Raw genomic sequence first — 16,808 nt, forward strand, 5'->3', positions numbered from 1 at the left:
ATCTCCGGCGAGTCTTCATGTTCGCGAAGGCCACCTTGAGGAACTCTGTCTTCCTCAAGGTGGCCTTCACGGACTTCACGAAGGGGTTCTGGGGATGCATAACAGGCGCAGGTTCATGGCACTGGCGGGCGTCGGCGCGCTGACGGCGGCGTGCGGGTCGAACACCGGGCGGCAGGGCGACCCGCCGCCCTCGACGGCCTACTCGGCCGGGCCGCCGCCGTCGGACGCACCCAAGGTCGCGCTCCAGCAGTGGTACCACGCGTACGGTGAGGACGGCGTCCAGGAAGCCGTGAAGCGCTACGCGGCGAGCTACCCCGGCGCGAGCGTGAACGTGCAGTGGAACCCCGGCGACTACGACTCCAAGATCGTCACCGCGCTGCAGAACAGCAAGGTGCCGGACGTCTTCGAGGCGCAGGTCAAGATCGACTGGGTGCGGCAGAACCAGGTCGTCTCGCTCGACGACGTCATCGCGCCGGTGAAGGCCGACTTCAGCCCGGCCGTGCTCGCCGCGCAGACCGTCGAAGGCAAGGTCTACGGCATCCCGCAGGCCACCGACACGCAGGTGCTCTTCTACCGCAAGAGCCTGCTGCAGGCGGCCGGCGTGCAGCCGCCGCAGACGGTCGACGAGCTGATCGACGCGGCCGCAAAGCTCACGAAGGACGGCGTCAAGGGCTTCTTCGCGGGCAACGACGGCGGCGTCGGCGTGCTCACCGGCCCGCTGCTGTGGTCGGCGGGCCTCGACTACCTGAAGAGCGGCAACCGCGAGGTCGGCTTCGACGACCCGCGCGCCGCGACCGCCTTGGGCAAGCTGCACACGCTCAACACCAACGGATCCTTGCTGCTCGGCGCGCCGGCCGACTGGTCGGACCCCGGTGCGTTCGTCGACGGGCTCGCCGCGATGCAGTGGACCGGGCTGTGGAACGTGCCGAAGATCCGCTCGGCGTTCGACGACGACTTCGGCGTGCTCCCCTTCCCCAAGCTCGACGGCAGCGGGGCGCCGTCGGTGCCGGTCGGCGCGTACGGCGCGATGGTCAACGCCAAGAGCGCGCACGTCGCCGAGGCCAAGGCGTTCGTGAAGTGGCTGTGGGTCGACAAGACCGACGACCAGCTGGAGTTCGCGACGAAGTTCGGCTTCCACGTGCCGGCCCGCCAAAGCCTGATCGACCGCGCGGACAACCTCAAGAACGGCCCGGCCGCCGACGCGGCCCGGTTCGTCAAGGAGAACAGCCACCTCGTCGGCGGTCCCGTGTGGACCCAGCAGGCGAACACGGCGCTGTCCGACGCGGCCGCGAAGATCGCGAAGGAGGGCGCGGACCCGGCGGCGCAGGTCAAGACGGCCGTCGGGGTGGTCCAGTCCGAGCTGAAGCGCCTGTTCGGATGAAGCGGCGCGACGCGCGCGCCTTCTGGCTCTTCGTCGGTCCGTTCCTGCTCGGGCTCGCGGTCTTCGCGTACCTCCCGATCGGCTGGAGCGCGTACCTGTCGTTCTTCGACGCGCGGAACACCGTGACCCCGACGGACTTCGTCGGGCTGGACAACTACGGGCACATGCTCACCGACGAGCCGTTCCTGTCGAGCCTGGGCACGTTCAGCGTGTTCGCGGTGTTCATCGTGCCGCTGACGTTCGTGCTGTCGCTGGCGCTGGCGCTCGGCGTCAACCGGCTGCGGTTCGCGCGGGCGTTCTTCCGGTCGGTGTTCTTCCTGCCGTTCGCGTGCTCGTACGTCGTGGCGTCGCTGATCTGGAAGACGTCGTTGTTCTCCGGTGTCCGGTACGGACTGGCGAACTCGGTGCTGTCGGTCTTCGGCGTGGACCCGGTGGCGTGGACCGGGACGGTGCACCCGCCGCTGTACTGGATCGTGCTGGTGACCGCCCGGCTGTGGCTGCAGCTGGGCTTCTACATGATCTTGTTCATCGCGGCACTGCAACGGATCCCGCAGCACCTCTACGAGGCGGCCTGGCTCGACGGCGCGAAGCCGGGCTGGCAGGTGTTCCGGTACGTGACGCTCCCGCAGCTGCGGTCGACGGCGGTGGCGGTGCTGCTGCTGAACCTGATCAACGCGTACCAGGCGTTCGACGAGTTCTACAACATCATGGGCGACAGCCGCGGTTATCCGCCCTTCGCCCGGCCACCCCTGGTCTACCTCTACTACACGTCGCTGGGTTCGGGCGGCCAGGACCTCGGCCGCGGCAGCGCGGGCGCGGTGATCCTGGCGCTGATCATCGCGCTCGTGACCTTGCTGCAGGGCCGCGTCCTGCGCTTCGGGAGGCCGGCATGAGGGCGGTACTCCGGTGGATTTTCCTGAGCGTCGCGGCGATCCTGTTCCTGCTGCCGTTCTACCTGCTGCTGCGCAACGGTTTGGCGTCACGGGCGGAAATCACCGCTCCCGGGTGGACGTTCTTCCCGTCCACAGTGCACTGGGAGAACTTCTCGAAGCTGTTCTCCTCGGAGGACGTCCCGTTCGCGCGCAGCCTGCTCAATTCGGCGATCGTGGCGGCACTGCAGACGGTCGGCCTGCTGGTGCTCTGCTCCCTGGCCGGCTACGGCCTGGCCCGGATCCCGTACCGGCACACCAAGATCGTGTTCTACGCGGTTTTGGCGACGCTGATGATCCCGACGTCGGTGACGTTCGTGCCGAGCTTCGTGGTGGTCTCGTCGCTGGGCTGGCTGTCGGACTTCCGCGGCCTGGTGATCCCCGGGCTGTTCAGCGCGTTCAGCGTGTTCCTGTTCCGCCAGTACTTCCTGGACTTCCCGCGCGAGCTGGAGGAGGCCGGGCGGATGGACGGGCTGAGCCGCTGGGGCGTGTTCTGGCGGGTCGTCGTGCCGAATTCGAAGGGGTTCTTCGCGGCGATCGCGGTCATCACGGTGATCGGCAGCTGGAACGCGTTCCTGTGGCCGCTGATCATCGCCCAGTCCCCCGATTCGTGGACGGTCCAGGTGGCGCTGTCGGGCTTGCTGACGGCGCAGAACCCGCAGCTGAACCTGCTGTTCCTGGCGGCGGCGGTGTCGATCCTGCCGATCGTGCTGCTGTTCGCGTTCCTGCAGCGGTACCTGGTGCGCGGCGTGACCGAGTCCGGGTTGACGGGCTGAACCCACCAGCCTGAGCCCGGTCGAGAAGCCGTCGGGCAGCGGCGCGCCGGCCAGGAAAGCCGCGCGCGCCGCCAGGTCGTCGTACTGGCACGTCAAGGACAAGGCGCAGCTCCTCGACCTGCTCGCCGAAGCCGTCTGCGAGGACGCGTTCGAGATCGACGGGACGGCTTCCCCGCCGTCAAGGCGCTCGGCCCGGCGTTCGCCCGCACCACCGCCGACGACCTCTTCGCACCGGACGCCGAAGTCGTCCTCGACGGTCTCGCCGCGCGGCTGAAATGACCACGACCTTCGGCGGTACACCCACCCCGACGCCCGTGACAGGGTAGCTCGAAATGTCACGTTCACCGTCCGGTCATCGACGTCCGGCACGGTGCTGGCAACCGAGAAGACTGGGGAGCGAACAACCATGGCCGAACTCACCCGGCGCACCGTCGCCACCGCGGGCGCCGCCGGTCTCGGGCTCCTGCTCTGCACGCCCACCGCGAACGCCCTCGACCGCGCGCTGCGGCTGACCGGCACGCGGTCGGTCAGCACCACCGGCACCACGCTCGAGCAGGTCGCGACCGCGTCGGGCACCGGCTACTCGCGGCTGTCCGCGGGCCCCGGCTGGCCGCTGGTCGTCCGGAGCGACCTCGCCGCGCCGCAGACCGGGCGCGACGACCGCCGCCGCGCGCTCAGCGCGTTCGTGCAGTTCACCGACCTGCACATCACCGACACCGAGAGCCCCGCGCGGTTCGAGTACCTGCACCCGTTCATCGGCTCCGCGCACCGGCCGCAGGAGGCGCTCGGCACCGTCGCCACCAGCGCGCTGGTCGAGCGCGTCAACAGCGTGCGGCAGGGCCCGTTCACCGGGCGGCCGTTCGACCTCATGGTCACCACCGGCGACAACACCGACAACCACGAGCTGATCGAGCTCGACTGGTTCCTCAAGGTCCTCAACGGCGGCAGCGTCACGCCGAACTCCGGCGACGCGAACGCGTACGAAGGCGTCCAGAGCTCGGGCAACAAGGAGTACTGGAACCCGTCGATCCCGGGCGTCGGTGACGACTACTCGGCCAAGGGCTTCCCGCAGCTGCCGGGCCTGCTCGAAGCGGCGCTGAAGACGTTCACCGCGCCAGGCCTGGACGTGCCGTGGTTCTGCACCTTCGGCAACCACGACGACAGCATCGTCGGCTCGCTGCCGGCCCAGATCCCCGGCATCGATGCCTGGTACACCGGCAGGTACAAGGTGATCGGCAAGGACAAGACGACCGCGAAGAAGCTCGCGGCGGCCATCCAGAAGCCCGGTTCGAGCATTCCGGTCGCGGAGCTGTTCGGCGGCTCCGGCACGATCCGCGAGATCACGCCGGACGCGCGGCGCCGCCCGTTCACGACCGGCGAGTTCGTCCGCGCGCACCTCGACGCGGCCAACACCGGCCCCGGCCCGGTCGGTCACGGCTTCAGCAGCGCCAACGCGGACGGCAAGAACGTCTACTACACGTTCCGGATCGCCCCGGGCATCACCGGGATCAGCCTCGACACGACCACGGACGCCGGGTTCGCGGACGGCTCGATCGGGCTCGCGCAGTACAACTGGGTGGAGTCGACGCTCAAGCGCAACAGCTCGGCGTACTACGACTTCTTCGGCCGCAAGGTCACCCATTCGGTCACCGACGAGCTGTTCATCCTGTTCAGCCACCACACGAGCGGCTCGATGGGCAACCTCCTGCCGGACTCGCGCCACCTGCTCGACCCGCGCCTGGACGGCAACGCGTTCGTGGCGCTGCTCAAGCGGTTCCCGAACGTGCTGGCCTGGGTCAACGGTCACACGCACCGCAACCAGATCACGGCGCACGCCGGCGGCACCCCGAAGCAGGGCTTCTGGGAGATCAACACCGCGTCGCACGTCGACTTCCCGCAGCACGCGCGGATCGTCGAGGTCGCGGACAACGCGGACGGCACGTTGTCGTTGTTCACGACGTTGATCGAGGCGGAGGCGCCGTACGCCGTCGACTACGGGGACCGGACGCCGCAAGCGCTTGCGTCGCTGTACCGCGAACTGTCCTACAACGACATCCACACCGACCCGGGCCGCGTGGGCGCGGCCGCGGACCACAACACCGAGCTGCTCCTGGTCAACCCGCTCGCCTGACGACTACTTGCGGGGTAATCGACCGGCGGCGGGGGGTTCCGGCAGGCTGGGCCGCATGACCGATCCCGAGGGCACGCAGCTCTTCCACCGCTCCATGCCGTTCTCCGAACGCCTCGGCGTCGAGGTGCTGGAGCACGGGCCCGCGCTCGTCCGCAGCCGGCTGAAGTGGGACGAGAGCCTCTGCACGCTCGGCGGTGCGCTGCACGGGGGCGCGCTCATGGCGCTGGCCGACTCGACCGGCGCCGTGTGCGCGTTCCTCAACCTGCCCGAGGGCGGACAGGGCACGACCACCGTCGAGTCGAAGACGAACTTCCTGCGCGCGGTGCGTTCGGGCTACGCCGTTGCGTCGTCCAGACCACTGCACGCCGGGCGCAAGTTCGTCGTGGTGGAGACGGAAATCCACGGTGACGACGGCAAGTTGGTCGCGAAAGTGACACAGACCCAGGCCGTCCTGTAGGTACCTGTTTACATACCTCGCCGGACCGGCGAAAATCCTCGCCTACTGGGTGGGTCGAGCGAGGAGCCGCGATGCGGGTACGCAGTCTGTTCACATTACTGTCGGTTGTCGTGCTGACAGCCGTAACCGTTCAGGTCGCCGAAGCGGGGCCGCGCGACGACGAAGCCGTCGACTACCACGAGTGGACCGGCGGCCGCTTCCACGAAGGCGACTTCGCCGGGCTCGCGCTGACCCGCGACGGCCTGCGCATCACGCGCCCGATCGGCTCGGTGCAGCACACCGAGCCGGAGCTCGGCACCACGCGGACGTACGAGTACAGCCAGTGGACGTCGCCCTCGTACCGGCAGGGCTTCGGCGCGACGCAGCTGGTCGCGTCCTGGAACGCGAAGACGCCGGCCAAGACGTGGCTGCAGGTCGAAGCGCAGGGCCGGACGTCGGCGGGCGCCCAGACCGGCTGGTACGTGATGGGCCGCTGGGCCGGCGGGGACGCCGACATCCTGCGCACCAGCGTCGACGGCCAGGACGACGCGAACGCGCTGGTCGACGTCGACACGCTGGTCACGAAGGCCGGGGTGACGCTGAAGTCGTACAAGCTGCGGATCAGCCTCTACCGCGAAGCCGGCTCGGGCGCGACGCCGTCGGTGTCGCTGCTGGGCGCGATGACGTCCGCCGTGCCGGACCGCTTCGAGGTGCAGCCGACCAAGCCGGGGCGCGCCACCGGGATCGAGCTGAAGGTGCCCGCGTACGCGCAGAACCTCCACAAGGGACAGTTCCCGCAGTACGGCGGGGGCGGCGAAGCCTGGTGCAGCCCGACGTCGACCGAGATGGTGGCCGAGTACTGGGGCAAGAAGCCGTCCGCCGAAGAGATGTCGTGGATCCCGGCCGACTACGTCGACCCGCAGGTGGCGTTCGCGGCGCGCTACACCTACGACCACGCCTACGACGGCACCGGGAACTGGCCGTTCAACACCGCCTACGCGGCGTCGCGCGGCCTCAAGGGGCACATCACGCGGCTGCACTCGCTGAACGAGCTGGAGAACTACATCGCCCGCGGCATCCCGGTGATCACGTCGCAGTCGTTCCTGGCTTCGGAGCTGGACGGCGCCGGCTACGGGACGGCGGGGCACATCATGGTCGTCGTCGGGTTCACGAAGGACGGCGACGTGATCGCCAACGACCCGGCGGCCAGCAGCAACGACCGCGTCCGGAACGTCTACAAGCGCGACCAGTTCGAGAAGATCTGGCAGCGGACGAAGCGCTACCGCGCGGACGGCACGGTGGCGGGCGGCCCCGGCGGCGTCGCGTACATCATCACCCCGGCGTAGTCCGTGAAGGCCACATCCCCGGGGATGTGGCCTTCACGGCTTTACCAGGCCTTGCCCGCCTGCTCGCGGATCGCGCGGTTGATCCGGTTGAAGAAGCCGGTGAGCGCGATGTTCAGGACGATCGCCGACAGCTGCGGCTCGTCGAAGTGCGCGGCGGCGGCCGCCCAGATTTCGTCGGTGACGCCGGGCCGGCCGTCCTGGATCCGGGTCGCGGCCTCGGTCAGGGCGAGCGCCGTCCGCTCCGGCTCGGTGAAGAACGGCGTCTCGCGCCAGATGACGACGTTGTGCAGCCGGTCGTCGGTCTCCCCCTGCCGCTTCGCCGACGTGACACCCGCGTGCCGTGCTTCCACGGTAACGACATGCCCGACACGCTGGCCGAAGCGTTCGAAGCCCGGCGCGAGCGCCTGCTCGCGGTGGCGCACCGCCTGCTCGGCTCGCACGCCGATGCCGAAGACGCGGTCCAGGAGGCGTGGCTGCGCCTGTCCCGCCAGGACGCGGCGGCCATCGGCAACCTCGACGGCTGGCTGACCACGGTGGTCGGCCGGATCAGCCTGGACGTCCTGCGCTCGCGCAAGTCACGCCCCGAGTCGCCGTACGACGAGATCTTGGTGGCGATCGACGACGGCACCGAGGACGTCGCCCGCGCGGACTCGGTGGGCCTGGCGCTGCTGGTGGTCCTCGAGTCGCTGGGCCCGGCCGAGCGGCTGGCGTTCGTGCTGCACGACCTGTTCGCGGTCCCGTTCGAGGAGCTCGGCCGCATCCTGGGCAAGTCGTCGGGAGCGACGAAGATGCTGGCCAGCCGCGCCCGCCGCAAGGTCCGGGCCGCGGACCGGACTCCGGCGGCGGGAGGTTCCTCGCAGCGCGAAGTGGTCCAGGCGTTCTTGCGCGCGGCCCATGACGGCGACTTCGAGGGCCTGCTGCGGGTCCTCGACCCGGACGTCCAGCTGACGGTGGACACCCCGGGCGGCGTGGTGGTGGTACTGGGAGCGACGAAGGTGGCGGCGGGAGCCCAGTTCGGCGCGGCTTCCGGCGGCCGCACGGTCCTGGTCGGCGGCTTGCCGGGCGTGGTGGCGTGGCGCGGCGACGGCTCGCCGCTGTCGGTGATGGCGTTCGTGGTGGCGGACGGCCGGGTCGCGCGCATCGCCGCGGTGGCCGACCCGGCACGGCTGGCGTCGATGGACCTGCCGAAGCCGGAGTGAACTGTCGGTCCCTGCCGGTAGCGTGGAAACCGGGGGCCGGAGGCACACCCCGTGCCACACTGCCGTCACCATGGCCCGGCCGCTGCTGTTCCTCGACGTCGACGGTCCCCTGATCCCGTTCGGGCGGCGTACCGGCGACTACCGGACCTTCATCGACGCCGACCTGGGCAACCCGTTGCTGGGGAGGGTCGATCCGGCCCTCGGCCCGCGGCTGCTCGCCCTCGGGTGCGACCTCGTCTGGGCCACCACCTGGTTCGAGGACGCCAACGAGTGCGTCGCCCCGCTGCTGGGCCTGCCGCCGCTCCCGGTGCTCGACTTCCCCGACGAGCTCGCGGCCGGCGGGCGGCACTGGAAAACCGAGCGGATCGTCGAGCGGGCGGCGGGGTCTCCGTTCGTCTGGATCGACGACGAAACCACCGGCGCCGACCGGGCTTGGGTCGCGAACCACCACCCGGGTCCCGCGCTGCTCCACACCGTCGCGGCGGACGCCGGGCTCACCGACGTCGACCTGGCCGCCATCACCACCTGGCTGGCCAGTTGCGGATGACGCAACCCGTTGCGCTTTCGCCACCGAAGCTCACTCATGCGGATGTCGCCATCTCCGCGTGATCCGTGATTAGCTGCGGGCAGGACCAGGAGCCGGAAGGTGGATTGACATGCCGTACGAGGTGCAGGGGGTCGTTTCGCGGGCGAAGGGCGAGCCCGTGTCGCTCGAGACCGTGCTCGTGCCCGATCCCGGGCCCGGCGAGGCCGTCGTGAACGTGCAGGCCTGCGGGGTCTGCCACACCGATCTGCACTACCGCGAAGGCGGGATCAACGACGACTTCCCGTTCCTGCTCGGCCACGAAGCCGCCGGCGTCGTGGAGGCCGTCGGGGCCGGGGTCACCGACATCGCGCCCGGTGACTACGTCATCCTCAACTGGCGCGCGGTCTGCGGCACCTGCCGGGCCTGCAAGCGCGGCAAGCCGTGGTACTGCTTCTCCACCTTCAACGCCACGCAGCCGATGACGCTCCAAGACGGCACCAAGCTCTCGCCCGCGCTCGGCGTCGGCGCCTTCCTCGAGAAGACGCTCGTCCACAGCGGACAGTGCACCAAGGTGAACCGCGAGGCCGAACCCGCCGTCGCCGGGCTGCTCGGGTGCGGGGTCATGGCCGGGCTCGGGGCCGCCATCAACACCGGGGCCGTCACCCGGGGCGACTCGGTCGCCGTCATCGGGTGCGGCGGGGTCGGGGACGCCGCCATCGCGGGTGCGAAGCTCGCCGGCGCCACCACGATCGTCGCGATCGACATGGACGACCGGAAACTGGCGTGGGCCAAGGACTTCGGCGCCACCCACACCGTCAACAGCCGGGGCCTCTCCGAGGAGCAGGTCGTCGAGGCCATGCAGGACGCGACCAATTCCTTCGGCCCGGACGTCGTCATCGACGCGGTCGGCCGCCCCGAGACCTGGCGGCAGGCGTTCTACGGGCGCGACCTCGCCGGCACCGTCGTGCTCGTCGGCGTGCCGACGCCGGAAATGCGGCTGAACGACCTGCCGCTGATCGACTTCTTCTCGCGCGGCGGCTCGCTCAAGTCGTCCTGGTACGGCGACTGCCTGCCCAGCCGGGACTTCCCGATGCTCGTCGACCTCTACCTGCAGGGCCGCCTGCCGCTGGACAAGTTCGTCACCGAGCGGATCGGCGTGGACGGCGTCGAGCAGGCCTTCGAGCGGATGCACCGCGGCGAGGTCCTGCGCAGCGTGGTGACGTTCTGACCCTCTTCGCCGACGAGGACTACCCGGCCGACCCCTACCCGGGGACCCGGCCGGGCTTCTCCTTCGTCCACACCGAGGGTGCCGGCCACCCGCTGGCCACGGCGCCGGCCGGCTGGCGGGACAGGCAGGCCGTGCTCGCGTACGGCTCCAACGCGAACCCGTCGAAGATCAGCTGGATGCGGGCCGAGCTCGGGCTCGCGGGCCCGGTCGTCGTGGCGCACGCGCGCTGCGACGGTCTCGCCGCGGTCTGGGCGGCCGGCCTGCGGTTCCGCGACGGCCAGCGCCCGGCCACGCTCACCGCGCTGCCGGGCGTCGAGGAGCACGCCGTCTGGTTCGTGACGCCGGACCAGCTCGCGGTGCTGGACGTCTGCGAGGGCCGCGGCAACCGCTACCACCTGGTGCGGCTGACGGACCCGGACATCACGCTCGAAGACGGCAGCCGGGTGACCGACGTGCTCGCCTACATCGGCGCGGTGCCGATCCGGTACCCGCTGCTGGTCGACGGCAAGCCGGTGCGCGTGGCCGACGTCCCGCAGGCGCGGGCCGCCGAGCTCGAAGGCGAGCCGGCCGACGGTCCCGGCGTCGCCTGCGAGGTCGTCGAACCGCCGGACGGGCGCACCTTCCCCTAGATCAGCTTCCCGGGGTTGAGGATCCCGCTCGGGTCGACCGCGGACTTCGCCGCCCGCAACACTTCCACGCCCAGCGAACCGATCTCCGCGCTCAGGTAAGGCGCGTGGTCGACGCCGACCGCGTGGTGGTGGGAGATCGTGCCGAGCCCGGTGATCGCCTCGCACGCCGCCGCTTTCGCGCGCTGCCACTGCCCGACCGGGTCGGCTTCGTCGCGGGCCGTCAGCACCGTGAAGTACAGCGACGCACCGGTTTCGTACGCGTGGGAAATGTGGCACATCACGATCGCCCGGCCCAGCGACGCCGTCAGCGCCGCGCGGACGTCGTCACGCAGTTCGTCCACATTGGACCAGTACGCCGCGGTCTCCAGCGTCTCGACACAGATCCCCCGGTCCAGCAACGCGTCGCGCTGCCGGGGTCCGCTGAACCGGCCGTGTCGCCAGGACTCGCCGAGCGCCTTGCCGACGCGCACCGCGCCCAGCGCCTTCAGCCGGCGCGTGGTTTCGCGGCGGCGCACCGCGACTTCGTGCGCGGTGCCTTCCCAGCCGACGATGAGGAAGCACGGCCGCCGCACCCCGCGTGCGGCGAGGTAGCGGCGCAGCGCCGCCGTCTTGAGGCCCGCGTTCAGCGCCAGGGAAACCCCGGTTTCGTCCACATCGGACAGCCGGGTGACGTCGGCGAGCGCGTGGTGCTGGGCCAGGTCGCGGACCGCCTCGCGGCCAGCTTCCCAGCCGGGCAGGGCGTACCCCTCGTAGCGGCGGACCGCCGGCGCCGGCCGCACCCGCAGCGCGACCTCGGTGATCACGCCGAGCGCACCCTCGCTGCCGACCGCGAGCTGGCGCAGGTCCGGCCCGGCGGCCGACGCCGGCGCCACGCCGAGCTTCCACTCGCCGCGCGGGGTCGCCAGCCGCACACCGGTGACCATGTCCTCGAAACGCCCGTAGCCGGACGACGCCTGCCCGGCCGAGCGCGTCGCCGCGAAGCCGCCGATCGTCGCCCGCTCCCACGACTGCGGGACGTGCCCGAGCGTCAGCCCGTGCTCGCCGAGGAGGCGCTCGGCCTCGGGGCCGCGGACGCCGGCCTGCAGCACGGCGATGCGCGACTCGGCGTCGACCGACACCAGCGCGTCGAGCCGGACGAGGTCGAGCGCGATCACCGACGCCTTGTCGCCGCGCAGCGCCGCGACGCCGCCGACCACCGACGTGCCGCCGCCGAAGGGGACGACGCCGATGTCGTGCCGCACGCACGCGTCGAGCACCGCCTGGACCTCGTCGGCGTCGGCCGGGAGCACGACCGCGTCGGGCACCGGGAACTCCACCGACGGCGACCGGCGCCGCAGCAGGTCGAGGTAGGACAGCCCGGTCGCCCGCGCGAGCCGCGCCGCGTCGTCGACCAGCACGTTCTCCGCGCCGACCACTTCCGACAACGCGGCAGCAGCAGACTCGTCCAGTTTCCGTGACGGTATTTCCACCGGCAATTCGCCCGCCGGGGCAGCACCGGGGGCCGTTCGGCCGATACGCTGTTCAAGCCACTTGGCCGCTCGCGCGGGCAGCTGGGCGGCGTCGGCGGCGTCCGCGGTCCAGGACCGGCGGAGGCGGTGGTCAATGAGCGCGTTCACGACTACAGTGTGACATATGGACGTGAAACGTCACACCACGCAGCCGGCTGGACCCTCCGCGCTCGCGGACACCCGCAGCCGTCAGACGGCGACCCGAGTGGCCGATGACGTGCTGCTCGACGCCGCGCGCTCGTGCGTGCTGGCCGTCGGTGTGCGCCGCACCACACTCGCCGAAATCGCCCGAACCGCCCGCGTCAGCCGGATGACGGTCTACCGCCGCTTCCCCGACGTCCGCAGCGTGCTCGCGGCGCTGATGACCCGCGAATTCAGCGGGCTGCTGCGCACGGCGAGCGAACGCGGTGCCGACGCCGCGGACAGCCGCGAGCGGCTCGTGCTCATCGCCTCGGCCGGCGTCCGCGCGCTGGCGGCCGACCCGCTGTTCCGCACGCTGCTCGACGTCGACCCCGAACTCGTACTGCCCTACATCGTGGAGCGGCTCGGCGCGACGCAGAAGTTCGCCGAGCAGGCGATGCACCAGCTCCTGGCGGCCGGCCACCAGGACGGCTCGATCCGGCGCGCGCCGGTCGCGGCGCAGTCGCGGGCGGTGCTGCTGGTGGTCCAGTCGTTCGCGTTCTCGCTGCGCCCGGCCACCGCGGACGTCGACGAAGCGGCGCTGCTGGCGGAGTTCACGCACGTGCTCGACGCGGCGCTGAAACCGTGACGTCCGGCTCCCTCAACGCGCGGCGCCGCGAACGCGAACTCGCCGAGCTGGCCGCGGGCGAGCGCGTCGACGTCGTCGTGGTCGGTGGCGGCGTCACCGGCACGGGCATCGCGCTGGACGCCGCTTCACGCGGGCTTTCGGTGGCGCTGGTGGAGGCGCACGACCTCGCGTTCGGGACGTCACGCTGGTCTTCGAAGCTCGTCCACGGCGGACTCCGCTACCTGGCCCACGGGGAACTGGGCCTGGCCCATGAAAGCGCTGTCGAGCGCGGCATCATGATGACGCGGACCGCGCCGCACCTGACGCGCGCGATGCCGCAGCTGTTCCCGTTGTACCCCAGCACTTCCCGAGCCCAGCAGGCCCTCGTGGCGGCCGGTCTCCGGGCGGGCGACGCGCTCCGCCGGGCGGCGCGGACGCCGTCGTCGGTGCTGCCTCGGCCGCGGTCGATCCCCGCGGCGGAGGCGCTGGCGCTCGCGCCCGGCCTTTCCCCGCACCGGTTGCGCGGCGCCCTGCTGGCCTACGACGGCGCCTTGGTCGACGACGCGAGGCTGGTCGTTTCCCTGGCCCGCACGGCGGCTTCGTTCGGCGCGCGGATCCTGACGCGGCTCTCGGCTTCGGCGGTTTCGGCGGACCGGGTCTCGGTCGTCGACGGCGTTTCGGGCGACTCGTTCGACATCCGCGCGCGCCAGGTGATCAACGCGACGGGCGTGTGGGCGGGCACGCTGACGGGCTCGGTCCGGCTGCGGCCGTCGCTCGGCTCGCACCTGGTGCTCGCGCCGGGAACGGTGCCGATGGGCACGACGTCGGTCAACATCGGGGTGCCCGGCGAGACCAACCGGTTCGTCTTCCTGCTCCCCCAGCCGGACGGCCGCGTCTACCTGGGACTCACGGACGAGCCGGTGCCGGGCTCGATCCCCGACGTGCCGGCGGTTCCCGAGTCCGATGTGGACTTCCTGCTGTCGCTGGCTTCTTCGGTCCTTTCTCGACCGCTGACCCGCGCGGACGTCGCCGGGTCGTACGCGGGCCTGCGCCCGCTCGTCGAAGGCAGCGGCGGCCGGTCGGCCGACCTGTCCCGGAAGCACGCGGTGCTGGCCGGTTCCGACGGGCTGCTGACCGTCGTCGGCGGGAAGCTCACGACGTACCGCCGGATGGCCGAGGACGCCGTCGACGCGGCGATCCGGCTGGCCGGCCTGCCCGTTTCCCCGTGCCGGACGGCACGGTTGCCGCTGCTGGGCGCGGCTCCGCGCGCCGAACTGTCCCTTGTGGACGCTCCGGCCCGGCTGGTGGCGCGGTACGGGACCGAAGCCCCGCGCGTGGCGGCGCTGGGCGAGCTGGACACCGAGTTCGCCGCCCCGCTGACCCCGGACACCGGGATCACGGCGGCGGAAGTCGTGTGGGCGGTCCGGAACGAAGGCGCGCTGGACGTCGACGACGTGCTGGAGCGCCGCACGCGGCTGGCGTTGATCCCGGCGGACGCGGAATCCGCGCGCGCCCGGGTCGCGGAGCTGGTCGGCAAGTCGCTGGCCGGACTCGCGTGACGTTCGATTGACTTGACGGGTCATTGGGTTTTTGCAACAGTACGCCATGAGCCCGGTCAGACGCGGCAAAGAACTGCCGATCCACAACCGGCTTCCCGTGCTCCGGGCCGAGCGCGGGATGACCCGGGCCACGCTCGCGAGTGCCGTCGAAGTCAACCCGCAGACCATCGGTGCGCTCGAGCGCGGCGACCACTACCCGAGCCTGGACCTGGCGTTCCGGATCTGTGCGGTGTTCGACCTGCCCGTCGAGGCGGTCTTCAGCCGTGAGCCGTTCACGCCGCTGTCCACCCGGGTGTACCGCGAGGGGGGAGCATGACCGACGGGATGCTGGAGATCGACGGGATCTCCAAGCGCTACGGCGCGAAGACGGCGCTGGACGGCGTCACCTTCGACGTCCGCGCCGGGGAGCTGTTCGGCTTCGTGGGCAGCAACGGGGCCGGGAAGACCACGACGATGCGGATCGCGCTGGGGGTGCTCGCCGCCGACGGCGGTGAGGTGCGCTTCGACGGCAGGCCGGTCACGCACGAGACGCGCACGCACATCGGGTACATGCCGGAGGAACGCGGCCTGTACCCGAAGATGAAGGTGCTGGACCAGCTCGTCTACCTCGCCGAGCTGCACGGGCTCAGCACCAACGAAGCCCACCGCAACGCCGAAGCGTGGATCACCCGGCTCGGGCTGGCCGAGCGCCGCAAGGACGAGGTGCAGAAGCTGAGCCTCGGCAACCAGCAACGCGTCCAGCTGGCCGCCGCCCTGGTGCACGACCCGGCCGTGCTGGTGCTCGACGAGCCGTTCTCCGGTCTCGACCCGCTCGCCGTCGACGTGATGAGCGGGGTGCTGCGGGAAAAGGCCGCGGCCGGCGTGCCCGTGGTGTTCTCCAGCCACCAGCTCGACCTCGTCGAGCGGCTCTGCGACCGGGTCGGGATCATCCGCGCGGGCCGGATGGTCGCCGTCGGCACGGTCGGGGAGCTGACCGCGGGCGCGAGCAGCAAGCTCGTGGTCACCGCGCCGGACGCGCGGCCCGGCTGGGCCGCGGGCCTGCCCGGGGTGCGCGTGGTCGAGACCACCGGCACCACGACCGTGCTCGACCTCGACCCGGGCGCCGACGACCAGGCCGTGCTCGCCGCGGCGCTGGGGACCGGGCCGGTCACCGAGTTCAGCCGCCGTCGCCGCTCGCTGACCGAGCTGTTCCGCGACGCGGTGGCCGAAGAGGGGGAACGATGAAGACGTTGAGCGGACGGCGGGCCGTCTGGCTGGTGCTGAAGCGCGAGCTGAACACGCGGCTGCGCACGCGCTCGTTCGTGATCGGCACCGCGGTGCTGCTGGTGCTGCTGCTCGGCTACGTCGGGTTCCAGACCGCGCTGGCCGGCTCGGCGGACAAGAGCGTGGTGGGGCTGACCGGGCAGGCGACCGGGATCGCCAAGCAGCTGCAGGTCGCCGCCGCGCAGGCCGGGCGCCAGGTCGAGACGGTCACCGTGACGGATCCGGCCGAGGGCCGCGAGAAGGTCGAGGACGGCGACCTCGACGCGCTCGTCTCCGGTAGCGCGGCGAAGCTGACCGCCACCTACGAGTCCGCTTTGGACAACCAGCTGCGCCGGGTGCTCGACCAGGTCGCCCAGCAGCAGGTGCTCGACGGCGTCCTGTCGTCCGCGCAGCTCGAACCGGCCGCCGTGATGGCACAGGTGAACAGCACCCACGTGCAGGACGACGCCCTCTCGCCCGAGCCCGCCGACCACACGCAGCGGCTGGTCCTCGGCCTGATCGTCGCGTTCCTGCTGTACATGAGCATCATCACCTACGGGATGATGGTCGCCCAGGGCGTGGTCGAGGAGAAGTCGAGCCGGGTCGTGGAGCTGCTGCTCGCCAGCGTCCGGCCGTGGCAGCTGTTGCTGGGCAAGGTGATCGGGATCGGCCTGGTCGGCCTGACCCAGCTGGTGATCCTCGGCGCGGTGGGCCTGCTGGCGGCCACGGTGACGGGCGTGTTCACCCTGTCCGGCTTCGCGACCGGCGCGGTGCTGTGGGGTCTGCTCTGGTACCTGCTCGGTTTCCTGTTGTACGCCACGATCTACGGCGCGCTCGGTTCGCTCGTGTCGCGGCAGGAGGACACGCAGTCGGTGGTCGGGCCGCTGAACATCATCTTGATCGTCGGCTTCGTCGCGGGCTTCAACCTGCTGCTGCAGGACCCTTCGGGCACGGCGGCGAAGGTCGTTTCGCTGATCCCGCTGCTGTCCCCGATCCTGATGCCGGCCCGCATTTCGACCGGCGCGGCATCGGCGTGGGAGATCGGGCTGTCGCTGGTGCTGACGCTCGGGACGGTCGCGCTGCTGACCTGGCTGGGCGGCAGGATCTACGGCAACAGCGTCCTGCGCATCGGCAGCCGCATCAAGCTTTCGGAGGCCCTGCGCGGCTGAC

General features: G+C 71.2%; 17 protein-coding genes. 15 read left to right on the plus strand and 2 right to left on the minus strand.

The window, feature by feature from the left end:
- Positions 1 to 115 precede the first annotated feature (115 nt).
- The 6 genes from AB0B33_RS34950 (at position 116) to AB0B33_RS34975 (ending at position 6,999) form a co-directional block, all read left to right on the plus strand.
- Entirely contained in the window at positions 116 to 1,381 is a 1,266-nt protein-coding gene (locus AB0B33_RS34950; RefSeq protein ID WP_360779805.1) for a sugar ABC transporter substrate-binding protein, read from the plus strand.
- Positions 1,378 to 2,274, plus strand: a complete 897-nt coding sequence (locus tag AB0B33_RS34955) for a sugar ABC transporter permease (RefSeq protein WP_247018034.1) — start codon at positions 1,378 to 1,380, stop codon at positions 2,272 to 2,274. Before AB0B33_RS34950 ends, AB0B33_RS34955 begins: the two co-directional genes overlap by 4 nt.
- Entirely contained in the window at positions 2,271 to 3,086 is an 816-nt protein-coding gene (locus AB0B33_RS34960) for a carbohydrate ABC transporter permease (RefSeq protein ID WP_360779808.1), read from the plus strand. Before AB0B33_RS34955 ends, AB0B33_RS34960 begins: the two co-directional genes overlap by 4 nt.
- Before the next feature lie 406 nt (positions 3,087 to 3,492).
- On the plus strand, positions 3,493 to 5,217 hold the full coding sequence (locus AB0B33_RS34965; protein ID WP_360779811.1) for a TIGR03767 family metallophosphoesterase: 1,725 nt from the start codon (positions 3,493 to 3,495) through the stop codon (positions 5,215 to 5,217).
- 55 nt (positions 5,218 to 5,272) lie between these two features.
- On the plus strand, positions 5,273 to 5,674 hold the full coding sequence (locus tag AB0B33_RS34970; protein WP_360779814.1) for a PaaI family thioesterase: 402 nt from the start codon (positions 5,273 to 5,275) through the stop codon (positions 5,672 to 5,674).
- 71 nt (positions 5,675 to 5,745) lie between these two features.
- Positions 5,746 to 6,999: a peptidase C39 family protein gene (locus tag AB0B33_RS34975; protein WP_360779817.1), complete on the plus strand. Its 1,254-nt coding sequence runs from the start codon at positions 5,746 to 5,748 to the stop codon at positions 6,997 to 6,999.
- A 41-nt stretch (positions 7,000 to 7,040) separates the two neighbouring features.
- Here the strand turns inward: AB0B33_RS34975 and AB0B33_RS34980 are convergent, their stop codons facing one another.
- Positions 7,041 to 7,349 (minus strand): hypothetical protein, encoded by a 309-nt coding sequence (locus tag AB0B33_RS34980; RefSeq protein ID WP_360779820.1) that lies wholly within the window; start codon positions 7,347 to 7,349, stop codon positions 7,041 to 7,043.
- A 9-nt stretch (positions 7,350 to 7,358) separates the two neighbouring features.
- Here AB0B33_RS34980 and AB0B33_RS34985 point away from each other — a divergent pair, with 9 nt between their 5' ends.
- The 4 genes from AB0B33_RS34985 (at position 7,359) to AB0B33_RS35000 (ending at position 10,581) form a co-directional block, all read left to right on the plus strand.
- Positions 7,359 to 8,198 (plus strand): sigma-70 family RNA polymerase sigma factor, encoded by an 840-nt coding sequence (locus AB0B33_RS34985; protein ID WP_360779823.1) that lies wholly within the window; start codon positions 7,359 to 7,361, stop codon positions 8,196 to 8,198.
- A gap of 70 nt (positions 8,199 to 8,268) precedes the next feature.
- Positions 8,269 to 8,745, plus strand: a complete 477-nt coding sequence (locus AB0B33_RS34990; protein WP_360779826.1) for an HAD domain-containing protein — start codon at positions 8,269 to 8,271, stop codon at positions 8,743 to 8,745.
- A gap of 109 nt (positions 8,746 to 8,854) precedes the next feature.
- Positions 8,855 to 9,952: an S-(hydroxymethyl)mycothiol dehydrogenase gene (locus tag AB0B33_RS34995; protein ID WP_247018020.1), complete on the plus strand. Its 1,098-nt coding sequence runs from the start codon at positions 8,855 to 8,857 to the stop codon at positions 9,950 to 9,952.
- A 92-nt stretch (positions 9,953 to 10,044) separates the two neighbouring features.
- Positions 10,045 to 10,581, plus strand: coding sequence for a gamma-glutamylcyclotransferase family protein (locus tag AB0B33_RS35000; protein ID WP_247025497.1), 537 nt, complete (start codon positions 10,045 to 10,047; stop codon positions 10,579 to 10,581).
- Here AB0B33_RS35000 and AB0B33_RS35005 read toward each other — a convergent pair.
- Entirely contained in the window at positions 10,578 to 11,996 is a 1,419-nt protein-coding gene (locus AB0B33_RS35005; RefSeq protein WP_360780225.1) for an FAD-binding oxidoreductase, read from the minus strand. The two genes, AB0B33_RS35000 and AB0B33_RS35005, sit on opposite strands and share 4 nt — an antisense overlap.
- A gap of 298 nt (positions 11,997 to 12,294) precedes the next feature.
- On the opposite strand from AB0B33_RS35005, the gene AB0B33_RS35010 reads away from it, so the two are divergent.
- From AB0B33_RS35010 to AB0B33_RS35030, 5 genes are read left to right on the plus strand one after another with little or no spacing between them, the layout of a single operon-like run.
- Positions 12,295 to 12,858: a TetR/AcrR family transcriptional regulator gene (locus AB0B33_RS35010; protein WP_247025495.1), complete on the plus strand. Its 564-nt coding sequence runs from the start codon at positions 12,295 to 12,297 to the stop codon at positions 12,856 to 12,858.
- Complete coding sequence (locus AB0B33_RS35015; RefSeq protein WP_360779829.1) at positions 12,855 to 14,396, plus strand: glycerol-3-phosphate dehydrogenase/oxidase; 1,542 nt, start codon at positions 12,855 to 12,857, stop codon at positions 14,394 to 14,396. Before AB0B33_RS35010 ends, AB0B33_RS35015 begins: the two co-directional genes overlap by 4 nt.
- Positions 14,397 to 14,442: 46 nt before the next feature.
- A complete protein-coding gene (locus AB0B33_RS35020) occupies positions 14,443 to 14,712 on the plus strand; it encodes a helix-turn-helix transcriptional regulator (RefSeq protein WP_360779832.1) in 270 nt (89 codons plus the stop codon).
- Positions 14,709 to 15,620: an ATP-binding cassette domain-containing protein gene (locus AB0B33_RS35025; RefSeq protein ID WP_360779836.1), complete on the plus strand. Its 912-nt coding sequence runs from the start codon at positions 14,709 to 14,711 to the stop codon at positions 15,618 to 15,620. The genes AB0B33_RS35020 and AB0B33_RS35025 overlap by 4 nt, the downstream gene beginning before the upstream one ends.
- Positions 15,617 to 16,807 (plus strand): ABC transporter permease, encoded by a 1,191-nt coding sequence (locus tag AB0B33_RS35030; RefSeq protein ID WP_360779839.1) that lies wholly within the window; start codon positions 15,617 to 15,619, stop codon positions 16,805 to 16,807. Before AB0B33_RS35025 ends, AB0B33_RS35030 begins: the two co-directional genes overlap by 4 nt.
- The last annotated feature ends 1 nt before the right edge of the window (position 16,808 follow it).

Source organism: Amycolatopsis sp. NPDC049159 (assembly GCF_040648295.1).
Lineage (GTDB): Bacteria > Actinomycetota > Actinomycetes > Mycobacteriales > Pseudonocardiaceae > Amycolatopsis > Amycolatopsis pretoriensis_A.